Genomic DNA, 18,654 nt, shown 5'->3' on the forward strand with positions numbered 1-18,654 from the left:
ACCCAACCCACCCACACCCGGCGAGTACCCGGCCTGCGGCCGCGACTGCTCGACCTGTTCTCGTGCGCCGGCGGCGGCAAGCCCAGCATCCCGGAGCTGCAAGCCGCGATGGGCATCGACTGGACCGACGTGCGCGAGGAACTGACCGAGGCCATCCCGCCCGACTACACCGAGCACATCGGCACCGCGTTCCTCGCCACGGCCACGCTGGGGGTGGCCGCATGAGCGAGACGCTGTATCCCCTGCACACCGCGCTGAGCCTCGCGGCCTCGGGCGTGCCCGTGTTGCCTCTGCGACGGGGGAAGGTGCCGTTCGGCAACTGCCGCTCCTGCGTGGGCAACGCGTGCGGCGGCCGGCCGAACATGAAAACCCCGGGCCCCTGCCGCTGTTCCGGCGTCTGCCACGCATGGGCCGCCGCCACCGCCGACCCGGCCGTCATCGTCTCGCCCCTGTGGGTCGCTGCGTGGCGGCAGGCGGTGTGCGTCGGCTACTACCCCGGCGGCGCCGGGCTGACCGTGGTCGACCTGGACCACGCGGACGCCATCGCATGGGCCCGTACCGCTCTGCCTGCAACGCGGACCGTGCCGACGACGCGTGGTCAGCACTGGATCTACCGAGGCGCTATCGCATCACGCAACGCGGTGCGACCCGGGGTCGACATCAAGTCGTCCATGTCATACGCCCGCTATCTCGGGCCCGGCACCGGCGCGATGGCCGACCTGCCGGACGCCGTGCGCGCGCTGGCCGCTCGGAGTGCCCCCGCGGTTCAGCCGGCGCATGTCGGCACCGTGCCCGTGACGGTCGGTGGTGGGGAGTGCCGTCACCGCGCGCCCGTCTTCCTGGAGCGCGGCATCGCCATGGCGGAGCAGCGCATCACCGAGGCCCGGACCCAGGTCCACGCCACCGTGTACCGCACGTTCCTCGCCGTGCTCTCCGTGCACGGCCGGTGCGGCTGCCTGACCGAATCCCACGTCGGGCGGCTGTTCACGGCCGCGCAGGCCAAGGGCGAGAGCTTGAGGCACTGCACCGACGCGTGGGCCAACGCCCGCTCCGCATTGGGAATGTGAGCCATGTCCGACGACGACAAGAGCCCCGCGCGCGAGATCATCACCGACTATGCGCAGGCCAACTTCCGGTACTTCCGCACCGCCGACGGTACCGTCTACGCGCAGCGGAACGGCCACCCCGTCGCGCGGCCGATCCGGTCCCAGGGCACGACGGGCAGCCACCGCCAGGAACTCATGGTCGACCTGTTCCGCGACGGCATCGGCGTGTTCAACGGCACCGCCCTCAAAGAAGCCCTGGACCTCATTGAGGCGTTGGCGCTGACCGAGGAGACACAGCCCGTGCACATCCGGGTCGCCCCCGGGTTCGACGGTGCCACGTGGCTCGACCTCGGCCGCGCAGACGGGCAGTCGGTGCGCATCCACCCGACGGGGTGGGACGTTGCCGTTCCGGATCCGCGTGAGGTGTGCTGGCGGCGCACCCAGCTCACCGGGGAACTGCCGCTGCCGGCGAAGGACACCGACGGAAAGGGCATCGACCTCCTGTTGCGGTTGACCAACTTCGCTACGGCGGAGACCGAATGCCTGGCCCTCGCCTGGCTCATCGGCAGTCTCGGACCGTCCGTCCCGGTCCCGGCCCCGTTCCTCACCGGTCCGCAAGGCGCTGGGAAGTCGACGGCCGGGCGGATGCTCATGCGGATCGTCGAGGGGATGAGCAGCGACCTGCGGCGGGCGCCGAAGGACGAGGAGAACCTGATCGCGGCCGTGGCGGCCGGGTGGGTCACCGCCCTGGACAACCTCTCCCACATGACCCCGGACCTCTCCGATGCGATGTGCTGCATCGTGACCGGCGCCGAGAGCGTCAAGCGTGCCCTGTTCACCGACGGGGACGTCGTCCGGGCCCGCTACCGGCGCCCGCTGTTGCTGACGGGTATCGACGTGGGCGTGATCCGGCCCGACCTCGCCGAACGGCTGCTGCCCCTGCGGCTGGAGCGGCCGCGGGTACGGCGGACCGAGGCCGAGCTGTGGGCGGAGTACGAGCAGGTTCTGCCCGTCATCCTCGGCTCGCTGCTGGACCTTGCGGTGAAGGTGCGGGCCGCCGAGGCGGACATCCCGACCGACCTGCGGATGGCCGACTTCGCGCACCTGTGCGCGCAGCTCGACACGGCGACCGGCTTCGGCTCGCTGGCCGCCTACCGGGCCAGCCTGGACGACCTCAACGACGACGTCATCGAGGGCGACCTCCTCGCCCAGACCGTGCTCAAGCACGCGGCCGGCATGGCGCCGGGCGAGGAGACGCGGATGACGTCCTCGGAGTGGCTGTACGCGCTCACCGGCCTCTACACCGGCGAGGAGTGCCGCCCGCTGCCGAAAGGGTGGCCGACCACGGGAAAAGTCCTCTCCGACCGGCTCAAGCGTCTTCAGCCCACCCTCGCCGCCCGGGGCGTGATCGTCGACTGGGGCCGCACCGGCGCCGCCCGCTACATCGAAATGACCCGCCCGGCCGCACACCAGCAGGACGCGCTGAACTGACCTGCCGCACCGTGCGCGGCGCGGACAAGCAAGAAGAGCACCCGCCTCCGGCGAAGACGTGCTCCTCTTGCAGTTCGGCGGCTCGCCGCCGCCCGGAGGTCGCGCCGCGCAGCGGCTCCGCCTTTCATCCCTGAGCCGCACCCGCACAACGACAGACACCCCATCCTCTTGTCCTAAGAGGAGAGACCCTGCGTCACCTGCGTCACCAGTGAGCCGCAAACGGCCCGTGACCAGCAAGAACAGCAGTGACGCAGACGGCAGCCGCTGCGTCATCCTGCGTCACCTGCGTCATGGGTGACGCAGGCCCTGCGTCACCCATGACGCACGCCACGGCTCGTTGCGTCACGAAAGTCCGCAGGCCAGACGCGTGGCGTGACGCGGATGACGCGGTGACGCAGAAATCCGCACCTCGGACAGGCGCGGGCTCCCGAGCAGTCCCCCACTCCGTTCGCAGGCCACTCCTGAGGAGTCACCGCATGAACTCCCCCCTGCCCACAAGTCACCAGGCCCTGACCGTGCCCGAGGTCATGAGCGCGCTTCGGATGAGCCGCTTCAAGGTCTACGACCTGATCCGGTCCAAGCGGCTCCCCAGCTTCACCGAAGGGCGACTGCGCCGCGTCCCCGCAGACGCGGTGGCCACGTACATGAAGAACCGTCTTGAGGAGGCCGCCTGATGGCGCGCAAGCGAAACCCGAACGGCGCCGGCAGTATCTGGCAGCGCAAGGACGGGCGGTACGAAGCACGGGTGTACGTCCCGCAGCCGGACGGAACCCGTAGGCGCAAGACCGTCTATGGCGCGACCTGGGACGAGTGCGACGCCAAGCGACAGGAACTGGTGCTGCGGGACCGCCAGGGCGTGCCCACCCCGACGCGCTCGGCCAAGCTTTCCGAGTGGTTGCCCTACTGGCTGGAGGAGTTCGTCAGGGGCGACCGCAAGAAGACGACGTACGCCAAGTACGAGACGCATGTCCGGCGTTACCTGATCCCCCAGATCGGCTCCAAGCGGCTGGAGAACCTCGGAGCCGCGGACGTACGCCGCATGCTCGCGGCCGTCACCGTTCAGGCATCTGCGGCGACGGCCAAGGAGTCCCATCGAGTGCTCCGCAGCGCGCTGACGGCCGCGTGCCGAGAGGAACTGATCAGCAGGAACGTGGTCAAGCTCGTCCCCGCCCCCCGAGTGCAGCCGAGGGAACTCAAACCGTGGAGCCTGGAGCAGACGATCACCTTCCTGGAGGCCGCGAGGAAGGATCCGCTGTACACAGCCTTCGTTCTCGCCGTGACGCTCGGGTTGCGCCGCGGCGAGATTCTGGGGTTGCGCTGGTCGGACATCGACCTGGAGCACCGCACACTCACGGTGCGGAACCAGCTCCAGCGCGTGCAGAAGGAGCTGTACGAGGACACGACGAAGAACCGCAGGACACGAGCGATCCCCATCCCGCTGATGTGCGTGGCTCCCCTGCGCTGGCAGCGGCTGCGACAGGCCGGACAGCGAGCCGCCGCCGGTGAGGGCTGGCACGGTGGCGACTACGTGTTCACGACTCGCACGGGACGGCCGGTGGAGCCGAGGAACCTCAGCCGGTCGTTCGAGCGCGTATCGGACGACGCGGGGCTCCCCCACATCCGGCTGCACGACGCCCGGCACGGCTGCGCCACCCTGCTGTTCGCCGCCGGGGTGCCGGCGCGCGTGGTGATGGAGATCCTGGGGCACTCGCAGATCGCCGTCACCATGAACATCTACACCCATGTGTCGGACGACAACCGGCGCGAGGCGATGGGTCACATGGACCGGCTCTTGCGACGTCGCCGCCGGTCAGACTGAGGGACTGCCGTCAATTCCTACCGTCAACGCCCCCGCGGCGGCTCGCTGCGGGGGCGTTCTGGCTGGTGGGCGCGGACGGTTTCGAACCGCCGACATCTGCTTTGTAAGAACCGGATTGACGACGCCTCTACGCTGCCAACTCTTCGTCCCGGGTGATCGTTTGGGAGGAATTTAGGAGGCGGTCCCGCTTGGGAGCCTTCCGGAGGTCAACCCTCCCCCACAACGTCCTCCAGCCCAGGTTACCCATCGCCCGCTCGTAAATACCCTGCAGCCCGTCGAGGCGCTCCTGCCGCATCGCCGGAGTCGGATGCTGATACACCGCCTTGATGCCCGGCCGGGCATGACCCGCCTGCTCGTACATGAGAGCCGGCCGCACACCGATCTGGTCCTGGTACGTGTCGTGCGTGTGCCGCAGGTCCCGCATCGTCAGCCCCGGCATGATCGGCTCCCACGCCCCCCGCGGCGCGTGGCCCTTCACCACCGGCAGCGCCGGCCGACCGTCCGCCGCAGGCCGAATATGGGCCCGCGTGAAGTTCGACCGGCGCCAGAACTTCCCCCCCGGCGTGCAGAACACATACTCGTGCGGCCAGTCCGCCAGGTGGCAGCGGAGCAGCTCAGCTAGGAACGGTGGGATGTCGATCCCCCGGACGCGCTTGCTGTTCTTCGGCGGCTCCAGTTGCAGCACCAGCCCGGTCTTGTTGCCGTCCTCGTCACGGCCCTCGTACTCGGCCAGCTCCCCCACGTCCGGGTCGACCTGGATGATGGGGCACTCGAACCAGCCGCCGTCGTGCGCCTGCCTCCTGGTCCGCAGGACGTTGTCCCGGTGCAGCGCCGCGCCCTCACCCCAGCCGAGGCCCGTGAACGCCGTGGTGAGGACGTGCAGCCCGATCGCCGGACCGAGCCGCTCCGCCATCTGCAGCACGACCTCCGGCCGCACCCACCTCTCCTCGTCGGTCTTCTTCCTCCTCGCCGCGCCCCCGGCGACCGTGCTGCGGGTTCGGCGACGCCCGAACAGCGGGTTCACCGCCAGGTGCTTGGCGTCCACGGCGCCGGTGAGGATCGACGACATGAGACTGACGCAGTGCCCGGCCGTCACGTCGTCACAGGCGAGGCCCTGCTGCCAGGCGTCGACGTCGAACCAGTTGATCTGGATCAGCGGCACGTGCTCCCACGTGGGGAAGACGTGGTGCTCCAGCAGGTTCCATCGCTTGGCGATCGTGTTGCCGCGCTTCGGCTTGGCCTTCATCCACTTGCGGGCGAACTCTCCGAATGTGGCGCGCTGTAGGGCGGGGTCGATCCAGCGGCCGGCCCGGATCGCGGCCTCCTGCTCCTCGCCCCAGTCGATGGCGGTGCCCTTCGTGGGGAACCCGGGCTCGGTCCCCTTGGATCCGTCGGCCTTCTTGTAGCAGGCCCTCCACGTGTACTTGCTGGTCTTCTTCCCGTTGCGGACCTTGTAGACCTTCTCGGCGTAGGCCATGGCGACTTCCCCTTCAGTCGTGTGAGGCCATCGTGATTCAGCCTCCGACTACAGCGGGTGTCCCCCGCAGGGTTTGGCCGAATCGAGTGAGGGGGCTCCGGGGATGGCGGCGAGGGCGTCGTTGACGGCCTGAACGCCGCGGGCTGTCAGGGTTCCTGACGGCGTGGCCAGCGATCCGTCTGCGAAGACGCAGAGGTGGCCGGGGCGTCGGTCAACCCAGACGAGGGTGGAGTTGGGCATACGTTCCGCGCAGAAGACATGGACACACATCGGCACCCCAATAGTCCGACCGGTGGCCCCATAGTCAGCGTTCAGCCATGCAACCACACTTTCGGGTCACTGCGGGAGTGCTTTCTGTGACTGAAATTGCACGACGCTACGAGTTTTTGTGGTCGGCCTGTGCGGGTTCGGTCTCGGAGTAGTCAAGTGCCTGGAGCCTCGACTGTGTCTGGAGCCATGCTTCGAGGTTTTGCTGCTGCTGCTCGGGGGTGGCGCCGGGCTGGTCCTTGACGATGACGACGGCGCTCCCACCGCCGGGCAGTCGGATGACAACGGTGTCGACGAGGTCACCGTCCTGCCGGAGTTCGTACTGGACACGGCCGGGGAGCCCGGGGATCTCGGGCACTGAGGGGGCCGGCTCGCCGACGAGGGTGGGATCGCCGCCGGCGAGGACACGGTCGACGGAGCCGTCCGCCCAGCCGACGTAGCGCGCGTACTCGCGAATGCTCGGGGTGACCTTCTCGAAGGGCTTGCCGCGCTCGATGTTCTGGATGAGCGTCCGGCTCACTCCCAGCGCCTTGGCTGCTTGCTCCTGCGTCGGCCGGGGCTTCATGGCCATGCGCCTGGCCTGGAGTGCCTCGCCCAGTCGGTCCCATTGGAGGTCCATGGGGCCATCATGCACCACGATCATGCAACCGCGAAGCCCACATCTCACGCTTTGACCTGCGCTTTAGTAGGCATTTCAAGCATTCCGGGTTGCATCGCGCGCCCCTAGTTGCGCCCCACCTGCGCCCTGTCACCCCGTGTCACGCTCACATTTGGAGCGCCCAGCGCAGCCAGACTGCTTGCTTACGTAGCCAAAATGCGCTTCTATTGTGAGCGTGAAGCCAGACGGACCCGCAATCCGCAGGATCCGCAGAGCTCAGATGATGAGCCTGCGCTCGCTCCAAGCCCTGACCGGTCTCAACCGGGGCTACCTCTCGCGCATCGAGAGGGGGCTCATCCACGACGCAGCGGACCACAGGGTCCGGGCCATCGCCAACGCGCTGCAGGTCAAGCCCGCAGCCATCACCCAAGAGGAGAAGACGTGACCGCCGAGGCACCCCCCACCAAGGCGCGAAGGAAGAACGCCGTCCGCCCGGCCCCCACGCCGGTCCGGAGCAAGCCCCTCGAAGAGGCCGAGCTCATCCGCTGGTCGCCCGAGGAAGTCGTCGCCAAGCAGCTGCTCCCGTACAAGAGCGTCCGCTCGCTGAAGGAGAAGTGCTACCGGCGCGAGGTCTACCACCACAACGACGGGGGCCGGATCTCCTTCAGCCCCGAGAGCATCCGCCTCGAACTTCAGAGGTCGCTCGTCGCACCGCTCGACACCGCCGCCTAGTCGGCGTGTGCGGGCCGCCGCCGGGCTCTCACACACCGGCAGACGGCCCTAGCTCCACCCCTCCACACCATCAACAGAGAGGCGAACCGTGCCTACATCATCACCCGAGTCGCGTGAGGTCGTGAAGCTCGACCTGTCCGCCGGCTCCATCCACACCACTCTGATCGACGGTCAGCCGCACATCGTGCTGAAGCCCGCCGTCGAAGAGCTGGGGCTCGACTACTCGACCCAGGTTCGCAAGCTCAAGGGGCGGTCCTGGGCAGTTATGGGCACCGCGCCCACAACTGGCTCGGACGGCAAGACCTACGAGATGACCGTTGTCCCGGTCCGCACGTTCCTCATGCTGCTCGCCACGGTCAACGAGACCCGCGTCACCGACTCGGTCCGCCCGACGCTGGTCGCGTTCCAGAACGAGACCGCGGACGCCATAGAGGCGTACTGGACCCAAGGCGGGGCGATCAACCCGCGGGCCACAGAGGAGCAGCTCGACTCCCTCATCGCCCGCGCCAAGCAGCAGGCCGAGGTTCTCTCCATCCTGTCCGGGATCGTCGACTCGCAGTGGCTGGAGACGAAGGGCCGCCTCGTTGCCGCCCGCGCGCTGGGTGAGGAGCCGGAGGTCGACCCGCTCGACGTGCCCCTGTACGTGCCGGACTTCCTCAAGGGCAAGGGCCTGAAGCGGAAGCAGATCGAGTCGGTGCAGTCCTGGTTCGGCCGGCGCGCTGCGCTCATCTACACGGCTGAGACGGGCAACGAGATCGGCACCCGCCAGTCGGATCTGCCGAACGGCTCGGTGCGCGAGACGAAGGCGTGGACGGAGCGGCAGCGTCCGATCTTCGAGGAGACGTGGGACCGCTTCTACGCCGCCCAGTACCCGGCGCAGCTGGACTTCGGGGGTGCGTCGTGATCTCGATGAACCTTCCGACGGTGCCCATGCCGGGTGGCGTGGCCGGCCTGATCGGCTCGCAGATCCCGGCGCATGTGCAAGACGCGGAGGACGAGGCCGTGTTCGCGATGCTGTCGATCGAGCAGCGCCGCCAGCCCATGGCCCCCGAGCAGCTGGCCGAAGCTCTGGCCACGGTCGCCCGCGCGAACAAGGTCCTCGCCGCCTACAACCCGGGCCTGATCGTGAAGGCCGGTGGTCCGCGATGAGCGCCTACGACGAGCTGTACGCCGCGCTGACGCAGGGCGTGAAGCACGCCCAGCTTCGCCAGCACCACATCAACACCTTCCGCGCCGAGATCGAGCGTGAGACCCGCGAGCAGGTGGCCCGGGAGATCGAGCAGCAGGGCTCCAGGTACATGCTCGCAGTCCGCAAGACCTTTGAGTCCATCGCGGCCCAAGTCCGCGCCGTCTCCTCCTCGTCCCCTGCCGCCGGGGACAGGCAGCCGGAGACCGAGGTCTGCCAGTGCCGCACGGACCGTGACGGCAATGGCGAGGGCTGGATCAAGTACCGGGCGCGTGACGGCGAGTTCGTCGAGCTCCGCTGCCGTGACCACAAGGGCGGTGCGTGATGACCGCCGCCGACTTCGCCCGTGTGGATGTGCCCGCCGCCCAGGTCGCGGCCGAGATCCGTATCCGCCACGAGTGCGCCTCCCGCGTCGAGCCCAAGTTCGTGGAGTGCGCGCACTGCGGCAGCCGCTCCGGCCCGTGGGTGCCCGAACCGCACGGCGCCCGCTACAGCAACGACTCGCAGGTCCTCGTCTGCAAGGACCGCTGCACCCCGGCCGACCCGGAGCGCCACGCGATCGACCCCGCCGACAGCGCGTTCGCGGCCGCCGCCAGCACCTTCCGCCGCCCGGCCCGCGATGAGGACTACCCCGAGTGGGCCGCCCAGCTCGCCGCCCGCACCAACACCGGAGGTACGGCATGAGCGCGTACAACGTGACCTTCTTCCTGGAGCCGCGCACCCACGTCCGCGGCAGCGCCCTCCCGTGCCCGGTGCTGTACATCGAGCCGGACGGCGAGCACGGGGCCGGCTACATCGCCCTTCAGATCCGCAACAAGGTGTCCGCCGAAGACCAGGTCAAGATCGCCGAGTCGGTTCTGAAGGGTGTCACTGCCTGGCGGGACTCGATCGTCGAGCACTTCGAGCGCGAGCGCACCGCCGTCGACGAACTGGCTGCCGCCCGCGAGGAGATCGCCCGCCTCAAGGCCGAGGCCGGTGAGGACGCATGAGCGCCCGCGATCGCATGACGATCCGGAACGATGCAGAGTGGAACGCCACTGTCGACGAGATCCTCGCCGAGCATCGTGCCGAGGTCCTGCGTGAGGCCGCCGACAAGCTGGCCCTGGAGATGACGCCGGAATCCTCCGGCGCTGGGCCCGGGTTCCTCCTCGCGATCCGGCTGTGCGTCCGGGCGCTGCGCCGCATGTCCGACTCGGCGGCCGTGTCATGACCCGCACTGAGGTCCTGATCGAGGACATGGTCAAGGCGCACCCGGTAGTGCCGCTGGAGATCGGCGGCCTGCTGCTGAGGGCCCTGGGCCTGGTCGACCGCGAGCACACCGAGGAACTCGCAACCGACGAGGCGGAGGTCGTCCGGTGACCGCCATCGACGTCCCGCCGACCGATCTCCTCGCCGAGGTACACCGCCTCCGCGCACGGGTCGCCGAGCTCGAGGACCTGGTCGCGATGGCCCGCCAGAACGTCGAGCGGGAACAGCGCGAACACGCCGCCTACCGGGCCGCACACAAAGGGTCCTGCACCCACCCCGGCTGCCGGCTCCGCATCCCGCACGGGCACAGCGAGGCGGCCCGGCCGTGACCTTCGGAACCCGCGTCGCCTGCTTCATCCACTACGACCTCGGCCGGACCCACATCGCCGCCGGCCTCGCCGCAACCGCCGCGCTCCTCGCACTGGGGCGCCACCCCTGGGAGACACCCCATGCCTGACACCTCTGTCCACTGGTCCGACTCCACAGACCCGGTCCTCATTGAGACCGGCATGAACCACATCGAGCGCCGCGACGCACTGATGGTCGCGCTGATGACCGGCCGCCCGCTCCACATCGCCGACGGCGCCCCGAGCTTGGAGGAGATCGCCGCCGAGCTCGGGCTGGGGTTCAGCGACTACCGCGGGGAGGCCCGCCGTGGCTGACCGACTCGCCGAGATCGCGGCCCGCGAAGCCGCCGACAGGGAAATCCTCCGAGCCGCTGGCAGCAACAGCGGCGACTGGGATGACAACACCTGGGCGGCATGGAACCGCATCGCCGACAGGGCGCATCGACTGAAGGCGGAAGTGAGGGAGGCGCACGAGCGGCTGACCCACGCGCAGTTGACCGACCTGCGCACGAAGCTCGCCATCGTCGAGCGGCAGAACGCCGAGCTCGACGCCGAGGTCACCCGCCTCCGCAAGGAGAACGCCGAGTACGAGAAGTGCTTCGTGCCGGACGGGGGTCGGTCGTGATCCCCGTCGACCTGGACCCGATCGTCGCCGGCATCGGCCTGCTGATCCTCGCCGCCATGGCCCTCCTCATCGCCCTCAACCCCCGACAGCAGCGCGTACAGCCCGCGCGCGTCAACCCGCCCAAGGAGCAGCAGTGACCGACCGCATCGTCATCGACCTCGACCGAGACGGCTGGACCAATAGCCTCCAGCTCAACATGGCCCAGCTCGACGAGAACGACACCGGCTGCGGCTACCGGCTCCACGGGCCGAAGTACAACGGCTCCAGCAAGAACCTGATCCGTCACGTCCTCGACGAGCGGGACGCAAACGAGATCCGCCAAATGCTCGACGCCGTGTTCCCGCCGAAGACGGCAGCCGAACTGGAGACGCTGCGAGCCCGAGTCGCCGAGCTGGAGACCGCCGCCTACGGCGACACGACGGTTCGCCTCCTCGACCCGGTCGGGCAGATCCGGCACCTGCACGACGCGCTGGCAGCGCAGATGGCCCGCGCCGAAACGCTGGACCGGCTGCTGCGCGAGAAGCAGCGGACCGAGGCACGCGAGGGGGCGTCGTGACCACGCGCACGTCCGTCGCCGTCCACGACGTCCTCGAGGACGCCGCCGACCACATCGCCGCCAACGGCTACTGCAAGCACTACCTGTACTCGACCACCCAGGCCCAGACCGGGCTGCCGCTGGACAAGTGCGCGGTCGACGTCCTCGGCGCGATCAACCTCGCCGTACACGGCACCCCCCGCTACACCGGCGGCGACCCGATCGTCGCCGCAGCAGAAGCCGCGGTCCGAGCCCGCATCACCGCCCCCTCGGTCGCCGCCTGGTGCGACCACAAGGGCAACGGCAAAGCCCAGGCCATCGCCCTCCTCCGCGACACCGCAGCCGAACTCCGGAAGGCGGCAGCATGAGCCTCCTCGACACCGTCCGCGCCCACGGTAGGCACCGCGCCCAGGACCGCATCCGCGAACTGAAAGCGCTCGTCGCCGACAAGTCGATGCGGCTCCAGGCGGCGGACCGGTTCATCGCCCAGCTCATCCGCGAGAAGTCGGACGCGCTCCTCGACGTGCGCAACCTCGAACAGCAGCTCGCCTGCACCGAGGGCCTCGTCGCCAAGCAGCTGCAGCAGATCCAGCAGCTGCGCGCCCAGGCCGCCCAGCCGGCCCGGCGGATCACCGCCCGGCCCGGCAACACCAGCCCCACCCACATCCCCGGCCAGCGGGCCGCCTGAGCGGGCGCCGGCTGGCGCCTGACCACACGACCGCCAGCCGGCGCCACCAACCCACCCTGCCACGACAGGAGAACACCCGTGACCATCCGCATCCGCCGCTGGCATCTGGAACTGTACCGGCGCGCACTCCACATCACCCGCGGCCCGCACCCCGACTGCCCGACCTGCGCCGGACACGGCGGCATCGAGGTCCACGCGAACGGCTGGCCCGAGACCGAACTCTGCGACTGCTGGGACCCCGCCCCCACCGTCCGCATCCCCCTCTGGTTCCGCCGCACAGAAAGCGTCCCGTTCTGATGGGCCCCCTCACCTGCGATCGCTGCGGCGACGACAACGGGCCCTTCGTCCGCGAAGGCGGCAAGCCCCTCTGCGAAGACTGCGCCGACGAACTGGACGGCGTCCAGTGACCGCCGCCGTCGACACCGCGCCGAAGTGGGTGGACGGACTCCCGGCCGACGAGTACCACGCCGACCGGACGTCGATCTCGTCGTCCGGGCTGCGGGCCCTCCTCCCGCCCGGCTGCCCCGCCCAATACCGGTACGACCGCGACAACCCCAAGCCGCCGAAGCGGGAGTTCGACCTCGGGCACGCAGCCCACAAGCTCGTCCTCGGCGAGGGCGAAGAGATCGTCGTCACCGAGTACGACGACTGGCGCACCAAGGATGCCCGCGAAGAGCGCGACGAGATCCGTGCCGCCGGAGCCGTGCCTCTCCTCGCCCACGAAGGGGAGCAGGTGCAGGCGATGGCGGACGCGATCCGCCAGCACCCGGACGCCGGCCCGCTGTTCGCGCCAGGCATGGGCATACCGGAGCGGTCGATCTACTGGACCGACCCGGCCACTGGAATCCGCTGCCGCGTCCGCCCGGACTGGCTGATCATCCGCCCCGAGATCACAGTCATCGTCGACCTGAAGACGACGACCGACGCCAGCCCCGACGCATGCAGCAAGGCCATCGAGTCCTACAGCTACCACCAGCAAGGCGCCCTCTACATCGACGGCGTTCAGGCCGCCGGACTCGCACCCGAGGGTGCCCGATTCTTCTTCGCCTTCCAGTCCAAGAAGGCTCCCTACCTCGTCACGGTCCGCGAACTCGCCGACCAGGACCAGGACATCGGCCGGGCGCGCAACGAGAAAGCCCTCCGCATCTACGCCGACTGCGAGCGCACCGGCCAGTGGCCCGACTGGACCGGGCCCACGCCCACGATCTCCCAGATCGGAATGCCGACCTGGGCCACCCTCCGACAGATCGAGGAGTTCCTCCGTTGACCAGCAACGAGATCGCCCAGCGCGACGAGCAGGCCGCCATCGCCACCACGGCAGACACCGGGCCCACACCGACCGCCGGCACCACCGCGCTCATGGCGTGGGCGCAGGAAGCCGACCTCGCCTACCAGATGGCACAGAAGCTCGCCGCCACGTCGTTCGTCCCACAGTCCCTGCGCGGGAAGCCCGGCGACATCACCGCTGCGATCCTCGCCGGTGCCGAACTCGGCCTGAAGCCGATGGCCACGCTGAAGAGCATCGACGTCATCCAAGGCACCCCCGCCCTGCGGGCGCACGCCATGCGGGCCGTCGTCCAGAAGCAGGGCCACGAGATCGAACTCGTCGAGTCGACGCCCGAACGGTGCGTGATGCGCGGCCGACGCAAGGGTTCGGACACCTGGCAGACCGTCGAGTGGACCACCCAGCGGGCCGCACAGATGAAGCTCACCGAGAAGGCGGAGTGGAAGAAGCAGCCACAGAACATGCTCGTCGCCCGCGCGACTGGCGAACTCTGCCGGCTCATCGCCTCCGACGCGCTCCACGGCATGCCCTACGTGTCCGAGGAACTCGAAGGCACTGTCCACGCCGAGGTTGTCCCGGCGAAGGCGCCGCTGTCGGTCGCGGCCCTCACCGCCCCGGCTGCCAGCACGCCGCCCGCCCAGGCCGACAACGCGGCGTACAGCGTGCAGATCGGCGGCGACGGCCAGTGGGACGACGCGGCCGACGACTCCGTCGACTGGGAGCCCGAGCAGACCAGCCCCGCCTCGTAGCCCGCACGCCGGGAGCCGGCCGCGGGCAATGCGGCCGGCTCCGACCACCAGAGAACCGCACCCGAAGGGACAAGCCCATGACCACGAAGACCACCCGCGACCGGTTCGGCCCGCCGAAGAACACCCCCGAGGAAGCCGCGCAGGCCGGACTGATCGGCTGGAACCTTCGCTGCAACAGCTGCGGCGGATACGGCGCGACCTGGATCCCCGGCATGCGGCCCGGCTGGGGGGCCCTCGCCCTCTGCTACCCGCACGAGAAGGCCCTACAGGCCATGCAGCGCCGCCACGCGGAAGAGCTCAAGGCGCTGACCGCTGTCCACTTCGAGCAGGACCGGTGACCGTCATGACCCGCCGCCTCACCGTCGCCGAACGCCTCGCCTCAGCCGAGAAGGACTTGCTGCTCGCCGACATCGCCGACCAGTCCAGCTGGGACAGGCTTCTCGTCGAGCAGGCCGTGTTCCACATCGGCCAGCAGCACGACGAATGGTCCTGCAACCTGCTGCGCGACCTCCTGCCCAAGCTCGCCCACGGATTCCTCGGCGCCGTCATCAACGGCCTGCGCACCAGCGGAGTCATCGAGCACACCGGCCAGTACGTGCCCTCCACCAGCCCCGCCACCCACGGCCATCCGATCGCCGTCTGGAAGCTGAGCGTCAAGGGCGTCGTCATAGCCCGGGAGCGACAGATCGCGCGCCGACTGGCCAAGCAGCAGCAGCCGGCCGTGATCGTCTGCTACTCCCGCTGCTGGCCCTGCCAGTTCGACCAGCACTACGACCCGCCGCAGCCCCACCCGTGGGCGGGCGACGAGGACATCGAGCACGCCCGCGCGACCGGCCAGCCCGAACCCACCGGCAACTGCGCCTGCTCCTGCGCCCGCACCGAGGACGGTGCCGCGTGAGCCTCGCCCTGCTGCCGGTCGTGGCCCTCGCCGCCTCCGCCCTGTACGCCGCGGTCTCGGCCCTGTGGCGCCGCACCCGACGCCCCCAGCCGCCGACCCGCACACCCGCAGACGTGCGCCGCGACGCGGCCATTCACCGCGGCTGCCGCCAACTCCGCCAGGCCCTCGACGACCACGACCAGGTCTGGGCCATTTGGCCCGATCCCCCGACCTGGCGCATCGCCCACACCCAATACCTCCTCGACCGCCGGAAGGAGGAGCAGTAATGGCCAGTCCCGTCCGCAAGCAAAATCACGGCGCTCCGACCGGCGACATCCAATTCGGCGACTCGCGACTCCCCCGTCGATTCTGGAGCAAGGTGGAAGCCTTTCCCTCCGGTTGCTGGCTATGGACCGGTTCAAAGAACGACTGGGGGTACGGAACTCTCCGATTCGACGGAAGAGTTCGCTACGCCCACCGTGTGGCACGCGAAGTGCTGGTCAGCCCCATACCGGAAGGCCTCTTCATCCTGCACGCCTGCGATACCCCCGCCTGTGTCAACCCAAGCCACTTGGGCGTCGGCACACAGGGCCAGAACCTGCAGGAGTCGATCGACCGCGGCCGGAACTACTGGGCCAGCCGGACCCACTGCAAACGCGGGCACGAGTTCACCCCGGAGAACACCTATGCGCGGTCGCCTGGCACGCGTGGTTGTCGTGAATGCAGGCGCCAAAACGACCGCACAGCGCGCCGCAACGCATCCGCCAAGAAAGGAAATGAAAGGGGAGACCAGTGACTCTTCGCGAACCGCCGCACCATGAAACGCTAACTTGCTACTGCGACTACCAGTGCCGACTCCCCGACTGCGTCCAGCGGTACCGCGCCTGGGAGAACAACCGCTACCACGCCATCGCCAACGGCACCTGGCAGCCCCTCCTCGACGCCGAACCCATCCGCCAACACCTCCTCCACCTCCACGCCGCCGGCATCACCATCCACCGAGTCGCCACCATCACCGGACTCACCTACCGGGCCGTGCGCAACTTCACCCAGCACGACTACGGCAACACCGCCCCAAGGAAACGGCGCGTCACCCGAGAGGTCGCCGCCAAAATCCTCGCCGTCAACACACGCGACCACACCCCCGGCAACGTCGACAGCACCGGAAGCCGACGACGCCTCCACGCACTCATGGCCATCGGCTGGCCCCTCCTCTACACGGCCCAACACGCCGGCATCCACCCGTCGAACCGCAGCGTCATCGTCGCCCGGCCCACCATCCGAGCCGCGACAGCCCAGAAGATCACGGCCACCTACGACGAACTCAAGAACCGGAAGCCGGCCCGCCACGGAATCCGGCCGACCAGCATCAAGCGGGCCAAGCAGCAGGCGTCCGCCAACCGCTGGCCCCCACCCGCCTACTGGGACGAAACCGGCGCCATCGACGACCCGCACTTCGAGCCCATGTACCGCGTCACCCGCCGGGAGATCGTCGCCCACGACGCCAACTGGATCATGCGGACCACCGGAGTCAGCCGCGAAGACGCAGCGAACCGCCTCGGCGTCACCAAGTCCTACATCGACCACGCCTTCCGCGACCACCCCGAGTACGCGGTGGAGGTGGCCGCATGACCCGGGTCGCGATCGTCGAACTCCTCCACGCCGGACTGTCCGACAAAGCCATAGCCCGCCAGCTCCACATCGGCCGGCCCCGCGTCCGCGACCTCCGCGCCGAACTCGACATCCCGAAATGCCCGCCCGGCTACAAGCCGGCCGCCTCCATCGACGACGTGTTCTGGCGCCGCGCCCAGCCCACCGACGACGGGCACCTCACGTGGCCCGGCCTCGACCTCAACCGCGGCAGCTACATCAACCACGCCGGCCGCAAACAGTCCGTCCACCGCATCGCATTCCGCATCGGCAACCACCGGGACCCGGTCGGCAAGGTCCGCACCGGCTGCGGCACGGCCGGCTGCATCCACCCCCGACACGTCGACGACCAGCCCATGCGCGACCAGTACCGGGCGATCTTCGCCGCCTGAACGCACGACACCTCGTCATTCAAGGAGACCTTCCAGTGAATTTCAACGGAACCCGATTCACCCCGGAGCAGCGCGACGAGCTGCGAGCCAAGGCCATCGAGATGTACGCCGACAGCGCCACGATGACCGAGATCGCCGACGCCCTCGGATGCTCGGTCGGCACAGTTCGGAACTTCCTCAACGAGTCGGACGTGGAGCTCCGTCCTCGCGGCAGCCACCCAATCGACCTTCCCGACGGAATGCTCACGTCCACCGAGGCAGCTGCCCTCATCGGCATCGGCCGCGGTTCGTTCCTCGCCCTGCAGCACAAGGGTTACGGCCCGCCCCGAGCAGAGTCACCTCAAGGGGCCCACGGTCACTACACGTACTACTGGCGCAAGGACGTCGAGCTGTGGCTCAGCGAGCGCGCCGAGCGTCGTCTGGAACGCGCACGCCGCGCCGAGCGCACGCGGGAACTCAGTTCGATCCGGCCCACGTCAAGGCACATCCCCAACTGGTCCAACCTGTTCGCCGAAGTGGACGCCAAGCGTGAGACAGAGGGGCTCACCTGGGACCTGGTCTCACGCATGAGCGGCGTCAACCCCTCCCAGATAAGCCGTCTCCGTAACGGCCAGACAGGCAACAACTGGGGCACGTTCCTGCGAATCCTCTCCTGGCTCGAGGGCGGCATGCCCGAGCCGCTTCGCAAATACGTCACGGAAGTTCCAGCAAGCCGGAAGGCCGACGACCAAGCCGCCTGAACGCATGACAAAGCCCCGCCGGAAGGCGGGGCAGGGAGGAGGGGACGTGTCAGGACTTCGCGTCGGCGCGCTGCTGTCGCCTGTATGCAGCGATCTCACGCTTGATGTAGACGCGCAGGTCGGCGGCGCGCGACAGGCCCTTGGCGTCGCACACCTCGCCGTAGGCCTCCCACGTCTCGTCGTCCACGCGGATCATGCGGCCGGGCGTTCCCTTCGTCGTCATGTCGACAGAGTAGCTGACTCTCCACTGACTAGGCACCCCACCCGGCCACGCCGTGTTGCGAATGTATTGCGGGTGCCTACACACCCTGAGGTACGATCGAAGAGCCAGCAGGGCAACAACAGCGCCCCGCTGAAGCCTCCATGAGGGCTGTCCGCCGCAGCCGCAAGCCACCACCGCGACACCCCTCCCGAGAGAAGGAACCCATGGGCTACGAACTCCGCCGCAAGCTGCGCGAGGCACTGGGGCCGGACATCACCGGCCTTCAGCGCGCCGTTGCCCTGGAGATCGCCGACGACGCCAACGAGACGACCCGCACCAGCTGGGCCGCCCTCGAGGACCTGGCGCGCTGGACTGGGGCGAAGGACGCGGTCGTCGTCCGGAACGCACTCAAGCGGCTCGCCGCGGCCGGCTGGGAGTTCCGCATCCCGATCGGCAAGGGCAAGGACGGCCGCACCCTGTATGCCGTCCCCGGTACCCGGATGACGTTCTGCGTCCCACCCTTCCAAGAGGTAGCCACAGCTACCCCTAAATGAGTGAGTCCGATGTGTGTGCTGGTCGCAACCATGGCGAAGGGCGCCCGTTGGTCAGTGTGTGAAGACAAACCTGGACGCCCTTCTGGCGGCACTGTACGTGTTCATCGACGACCATGTGGCGCCTTGTCGCCGGATCGGGCGACCCC

The 18,654-nt window shown here is 69.0% G+C and carries 35 protein-coding genes and 1 pseudogene; 33 read left to right on the top strand and 3 right to left on the bottom strand.

Features of this window, described 5'->3' with window-relative positions:
• Positions 1 to 69: 69 nt before the first annotated feature.
• The 5 genes and pseudogenes from QMZ92_RS23760 to QMZ92_RS23780 form a co-directional block, all read left to right on the top strand.
• Positions 70 to 225 (top strand): annotated as a pseudogene (locus QMZ92_RS23760) (DNA methylase); the annotation flags it as partial.
• Entirely contained in the window at positions 222 to 1,067 is an 846-nt protein-coding gene (locus tag QMZ92_RS23765; protein WP_283299478.1) for a bifunctional DNA primase/polymerase, read from the top strand. The pseudogene QMZ92_RS23760 and the gene QMZ92_RS23765, both read left to right, overlap by 4 nt.
• Before the next feature lie 3 nt (positions 1,068 to 1,070).
• A complete protein-coding gene (locus tag QMZ92_RS23770) occupies positions 1,071 to 2,537 on the top strand; it encodes an AICE element replication initiation protein (RefSeq protein WP_283299480.1) in 1,467 nt (488 codons plus the stop codon).
• 476 nt (positions 2,538 to 3,013) lie between these two features.
• The gene (locus QMZ92_RS23775; RefSeq protein ID WP_033271141.1) at positions 3,014 to 3,211 is read left to right on the top strand and encodes a helix-turn-helix domain-containing protein; all 198 of its coding nucleotides are present in this window, start codon (positions 3,014 to 3,016) and stop codon (positions 3,209 to 3,211) included.
• Complete coding sequence (locus QMZ92_RS23780; protein WP_283299482.1) at positions 3,211 to 4,356, top strand: tyrosine-type recombinase/integrase; 1,146 nt, start codon at positions 3,211 to 3,213, stop codon at positions 4,354 to 4,356. Before QMZ92_RS23775 ends, QMZ92_RS23780 begins: the two co-directional genes overlap by 1 nt.
• Before the next feature lie 127 nt (positions 4,357 to 4,483).
• Here QMZ92_RS23780 and QMZ92_RS23785 read toward each other — a convergent pair whose 3' ends face one another.
• Both QMZ92_RS23785 and QMZ92_RS23790 read right to left on the bottom strand, forming a co-directional pair.
• Positions 4,484 to 5,833, bottom strand: coding sequence for a site-specific integrase (locus tag QMZ92_RS23785; RefSeq protein ID WP_283299484.1), 1,350 nt, complete (start codon positions 5,831 to 5,833; stop codon positions 4,484 to 4,486).
• A 376-nt stretch (positions 5,834 to 6,209) separates the two neighbouring features.
• Positions 6,210 to 6,719 (bottom strand): helix-turn-helix domain-containing protein, encoded by a 510-nt coding sequence (locus tag QMZ92_RS23790; RefSeq protein WP_283299486.1) that lies wholly within the window; start codon positions 6,717 to 6,719, stop codon positions 6,210 to 6,212.
• A gap of 214 nt (positions 6,720 to 6,933) precedes the next feature.
• Here QMZ92_RS23790 and QMZ92_RS23795 point away from each other — a divergent pair, with 214 nt between their 5' ends.
• The 27 genes from QMZ92_RS23795 (at position 6,934) to QMZ92_RS23925 (ending at position 17,752) form a co-directional block, all read left to right on the top strand.
• On the top strand, positions 6,934 to 7,143 hold the full coding sequence (locus QMZ92_RS23795) for a helix-turn-helix domain-containing protein (protein WP_283299487.1): 210 nt from the start codon (positions 6,934 to 6,936) through the stop codon (positions 7,141 to 7,143).
• Entirely contained in the window at positions 7,140 to 7,430 is a 291-nt protein-coding gene (locus tag QMZ92_RS23800) for a hypothetical protein (protein ID WP_283299489.1), read from the top strand. Before QMZ92_RS23795 ends, QMZ92_RS23800 begins: the two co-directional genes overlap by 4 nt.
• Before the next feature lie 88 nt (positions 7,431 to 7,518).
• Positions 7,519 to 8,334 carry a phage antirepressor N-terminal domain-containing protein gene (locus QMZ92_RS23805; RefSeq protein ID WP_283299491.1) on the top strand — a complete coding sequence of 272 codons (816 nt, stop codon included), beginning with the start codon at positions 7,519 to 7,521 and terminating at the stop codon, positions 8,332 to 8,334.
• Positions 8,335 to 8,339: 5 nt separating this feature from the next.
• Positions 8,340 to 8,579 (top strand): hypothetical protein, encoded by a 240-nt coding sequence (locus tag QMZ92_RS23810; RefSeq protein WP_283299493.1) that lies wholly within the window; start codon positions 8,340 to 8,342, stop codon positions 8,577 to 8,579.
• Positions 8,576 to 8,941: a hypothetical protein gene (locus tag QMZ92_RS23815; RefSeq protein WP_283299494.1), complete on the top strand. Its 366-nt coding sequence runs from the start codon at positions 8,576 to 8,578 to the stop codon at positions 8,939 to 8,941. The genes QMZ92_RS23810 and QMZ92_RS23815 overlap by 4 nt, the downstream gene beginning before the upstream one ends.
• Positions 8,941 to 9,300 carry a hypothetical protein gene (locus QMZ92_RS23820; RefSeq protein ID WP_283299495.1) on the top strand — a complete coding sequence of 120 codons (360 nt, stop codon included), beginning with the start codon at positions 8,941 to 8,943 and terminating at the stop codon, positions 9,298 to 9,300. Before QMZ92_RS23815 ends, QMZ92_RS23820 begins: the two co-directional genes overlap by 1 nt.
• Positions 9,297 to 9,605 carry a hypothetical protein gene (locus QMZ92_RS23825; RefSeq protein ID WP_283299496.1) on the top strand — a complete coding sequence of 103 codons (309 nt, stop codon included), beginning with the start codon at positions 9,297 to 9,299 and terminating at the stop codon, positions 9,603 to 9,605. The genes QMZ92_RS23820 and QMZ92_RS23825 overlap by 4 nt, the downstream gene beginning before the upstream one ends.
• Positions 9,602 to 9,826, top strand: a complete 225-nt coding sequence (locus QMZ92_RS23830) for a hypothetical protein (protein ID WP_283299497.1) — start codon at positions 9,602 to 9,604, stop codon at positions 9,824 to 9,826. Before QMZ92_RS23825 ends, QMZ92_RS23830 begins: the two co-directional genes overlap by 4 nt.
• Positions 9,823 to 9,975: a hypothetical protein gene (locus QMZ92_RS23835; protein ID WP_283299498.1), complete on the top strand. Its 153-nt coding sequence runs from the start codon at positions 9,823 to 9,825 to the stop codon at positions 9,973 to 9,975. Before QMZ92_RS23830 ends, QMZ92_RS23835 begins: the two co-directional genes overlap by 4 nt.
• The gene (locus QMZ92_RS23840; protein ID WP_283299499.1) at positions 9,972 to 10,193 is read left to right on the top strand and encodes a hypothetical protein; all 222 of its coding nucleotides are present in this window, start codon (positions 9,972 to 9,974) and stop codon (positions 10,191 to 10,193) included. Before QMZ92_RS23835 ends, QMZ92_RS23840 begins: the two co-directional genes overlap by 4 nt.
• Positions 10,190 to 10,321: a hypothetical protein gene (locus QMZ92_RS23845; RefSeq protein ID WP_283299501.1), complete on the top strand. Its 132-nt coding sequence runs from the start codon at positions 10,190 to 10,192 to the stop codon at positions 10,319 to 10,321. Before QMZ92_RS23840 ends, QMZ92_RS23845 begins: the two co-directional genes overlap by 4 nt.
• Positions 10,314 to 10,526 carry a hypothetical protein gene (locus QMZ92_RS23850; RefSeq protein ID WP_283299502.1) on the top strand — a complete coding sequence of 71 codons (213 nt, stop codon included), beginning with the start codon at positions 10,314 to 10,316 and terminating at the stop codon, positions 10,524 to 10,526. Before QMZ92_RS23845 ends, QMZ92_RS23850 begins: the two co-directional genes overlap by 8 nt.
• Positions 10,519 to 10,836 (top strand): hypothetical protein, encoded by a 318-nt coding sequence (locus tag QMZ92_RS23855; RefSeq protein WP_283299503.1) that lies wholly within the window; start codon positions 10,519 to 10,521, stop codon positions 10,834 to 10,836. The genes QMZ92_RS23850 and QMZ92_RS23855 overlap by 8 nt, the downstream gene beginning before the upstream one ends.
• Positions 10,833 to 10,973: a hypothetical protein gene (locus QMZ92_RS23860; protein WP_283299504.1), complete on the top strand. Its 141-nt coding sequence runs from the start codon at positions 10,833 to 10,835 to the stop codon at positions 10,971 to 10,973. Before QMZ92_RS23855 ends, QMZ92_RS23860 begins: the two co-directional genes overlap by 4 nt.
• Entirely contained in the window at positions 10,970 to 11,392 is a 423-nt protein-coding gene (locus tag QMZ92_RS23865) for a hypothetical protein (RefSeq protein ID WP_283299505.1), read from the top strand. The genes QMZ92_RS23860 and QMZ92_RS23865 overlap by 4 nt, the downstream gene beginning before the upstream one ends.
• Positions 11,389 to 11,739, top strand: a complete 351-nt coding sequence (locus QMZ92_RS23870; RefSeq protein ID WP_283299506.1) for a DUF6197 family protein — start codon at positions 11,389 to 11,391, stop codon at positions 11,737 to 11,739. The genes QMZ92_RS23865 and QMZ92_RS23870 overlap by 4 nt, the downstream gene beginning before the upstream one ends.
• Entirely contained in the window at positions 11,736 to 12,059 is a 324-nt protein-coding gene (locus QMZ92_RS23875; protein WP_283299507.1) for a hypothetical protein, read from the top strand. Before QMZ92_RS23870 ends, QMZ92_RS23875 begins: the two co-directional genes overlap by 4 nt.
• A 78-nt stretch (positions 12,060 to 12,137) precedes the next feature.
• Positions 12,138 to 12,356, top strand: coding sequence for a hypothetical protein (locus QMZ92_RS23880; protein ID WP_283299508.1), 219 nt, complete (start codon positions 12,138 to 12,140; stop codon positions 12,354 to 12,356).
• Between the two features lie 106 nt (positions 12,357 to 12,462).
• Positions 12,463 to 13,326: a PD-(D/E)XK nuclease-like domain-containing protein gene (locus tag QMZ92_RS23885; RefSeq protein WP_283299509.1), complete on the top strand. Its 864-nt coding sequence runs from the start codon at positions 12,463 to 12,465 to the stop codon at positions 13,324 to 13,326.
• Positions 13,323 to 14,093, top strand: coding sequence for a hypothetical protein (locus tag QMZ92_RS23890; protein WP_283299510.1), 771 nt, complete (start codon positions 13,323 to 13,325; stop codon positions 14,091 to 14,093). Before QMZ92_RS23885 ends, QMZ92_RS23890 begins: the two co-directional genes overlap by 4 nt.
• 77 nt (positions 14,094 to 14,170) lie before the next feature.
• Positions 14,171 to 14,431 carry a hypothetical protein gene (locus tag QMZ92_RS23895; protein WP_093659351.1) on the top strand — a complete coding sequence of 87 codons (261 nt, stop codon included), beginning with the start codon at positions 14,171 to 14,173 and terminating at the stop codon, positions 14,429 to 14,431.
• Between the two features lie 5 nt (positions 14,432 to 14,436).
• Positions 14,437 to 14,991 carry a hypothetical protein gene (locus QMZ92_RS23900; protein WP_283299511.1) on the top strand — a complete coding sequence of 185 codons (555 nt, stop codon included), beginning with the start codon at positions 14,437 to 14,439 and terminating at the stop codon, positions 14,989 to 14,991.
• Positions 14,988 to 15,257, top strand: coding sequence for a hypothetical protein (locus tag QMZ92_RS23905; protein ID WP_283299512.1), 270 nt, complete (start codon positions 14,988 to 14,990; stop codon positions 15,255 to 15,257). The genes QMZ92_RS23900 and QMZ92_RS23905 overlap by 4 nt, the downstream gene beginning before the upstream one ends.
• On the top strand, positions 15,257 to 15,766 hold the full coding sequence (locus tag QMZ92_RS23910; protein WP_283299514.1) for an HNH endonuclease signature motif containing protein: 510 nt from the start codon (positions 15,257 to 15,259) through the stop codon (positions 15,764 to 15,766). The genes QMZ92_RS23905 and QMZ92_RS23910 overlap by 1 nt, the downstream gene beginning before the upstream one ends.
• Positions 15,763 to 16,602 (top strand): hypothetical protein, encoded by an 840-nt coding sequence (locus QMZ92_RS23915; RefSeq protein WP_283299516.1) that lies wholly within the window; start codon positions 15,763 to 15,765, stop codon positions 16,600 to 16,602. Before QMZ92_RS23910 ends, QMZ92_RS23915 begins: the two co-directional genes overlap by 4 nt.
• A complete protein-coding gene (locus QMZ92_RS23920; protein WP_283299517.1) occupies positions 16,599 to 17,012 on the top strand; it encodes a cytosolic carboxypeptidase N-terminal domain-containing protein in 414 nt (137 codons plus the stop codon). Before QMZ92_RS23915 ends, QMZ92_RS23920 begins: the two co-directional genes overlap by 4 nt.
• A gap of 35 nt (positions 17,013 to 17,047) precedes the next feature.
• Positions 17,048 to 17,752, top strand: a complete 705-nt coding sequence (locus tag QMZ92_RS23925; RefSeq protein WP_283299518.1) for a helix-turn-helix domain-containing protein — start codon at positions 17,048 to 17,050, stop codon at positions 17,750 to 17,752.
• A 49-nt stretch (positions 17,753 to 17,801) separates the two neighbouring features.
• Here QMZ92_RS23925 and QMZ92_RS23930 read toward each other — a convergent pair whose 3' ends face one another.
• Positions 17,802 to 17,975 (bottom strand): hypothetical protein, encoded by a 174-nt coding sequence (locus QMZ92_RS23930; RefSeq protein ID WP_283299519.1) that lies wholly within the window; start codon positions 17,973 to 17,975, stop codon positions 17,802 to 17,804.
• Between the two features lie 203 nt (positions 17,976 to 18,178).
• On the opposite strand from QMZ92_RS23930, the gene QMZ92_RS23935 reads away from it, so the two are divergent.
• Entirely contained in the window at positions 18,179 to 18,508 is a 330-nt protein-coding gene (locus QMZ92_RS23935) for a hypothetical protein (RefSeq protein ID WP_283299520.1), read from the top strand.
• Positions 18,509 to 18,654: the final 146 nt, after the last annotated feature.

The organism is Streptomyces sp. HNM0645 (assembly GCF_030056615.1).
Taxonomy (GTDB): domain Bacteria; phylum Actinomycetota; class Actinomycetes; order Streptomycetales; family Streptomycetaceae; genus Streptomyces; species Streptomyces marianii.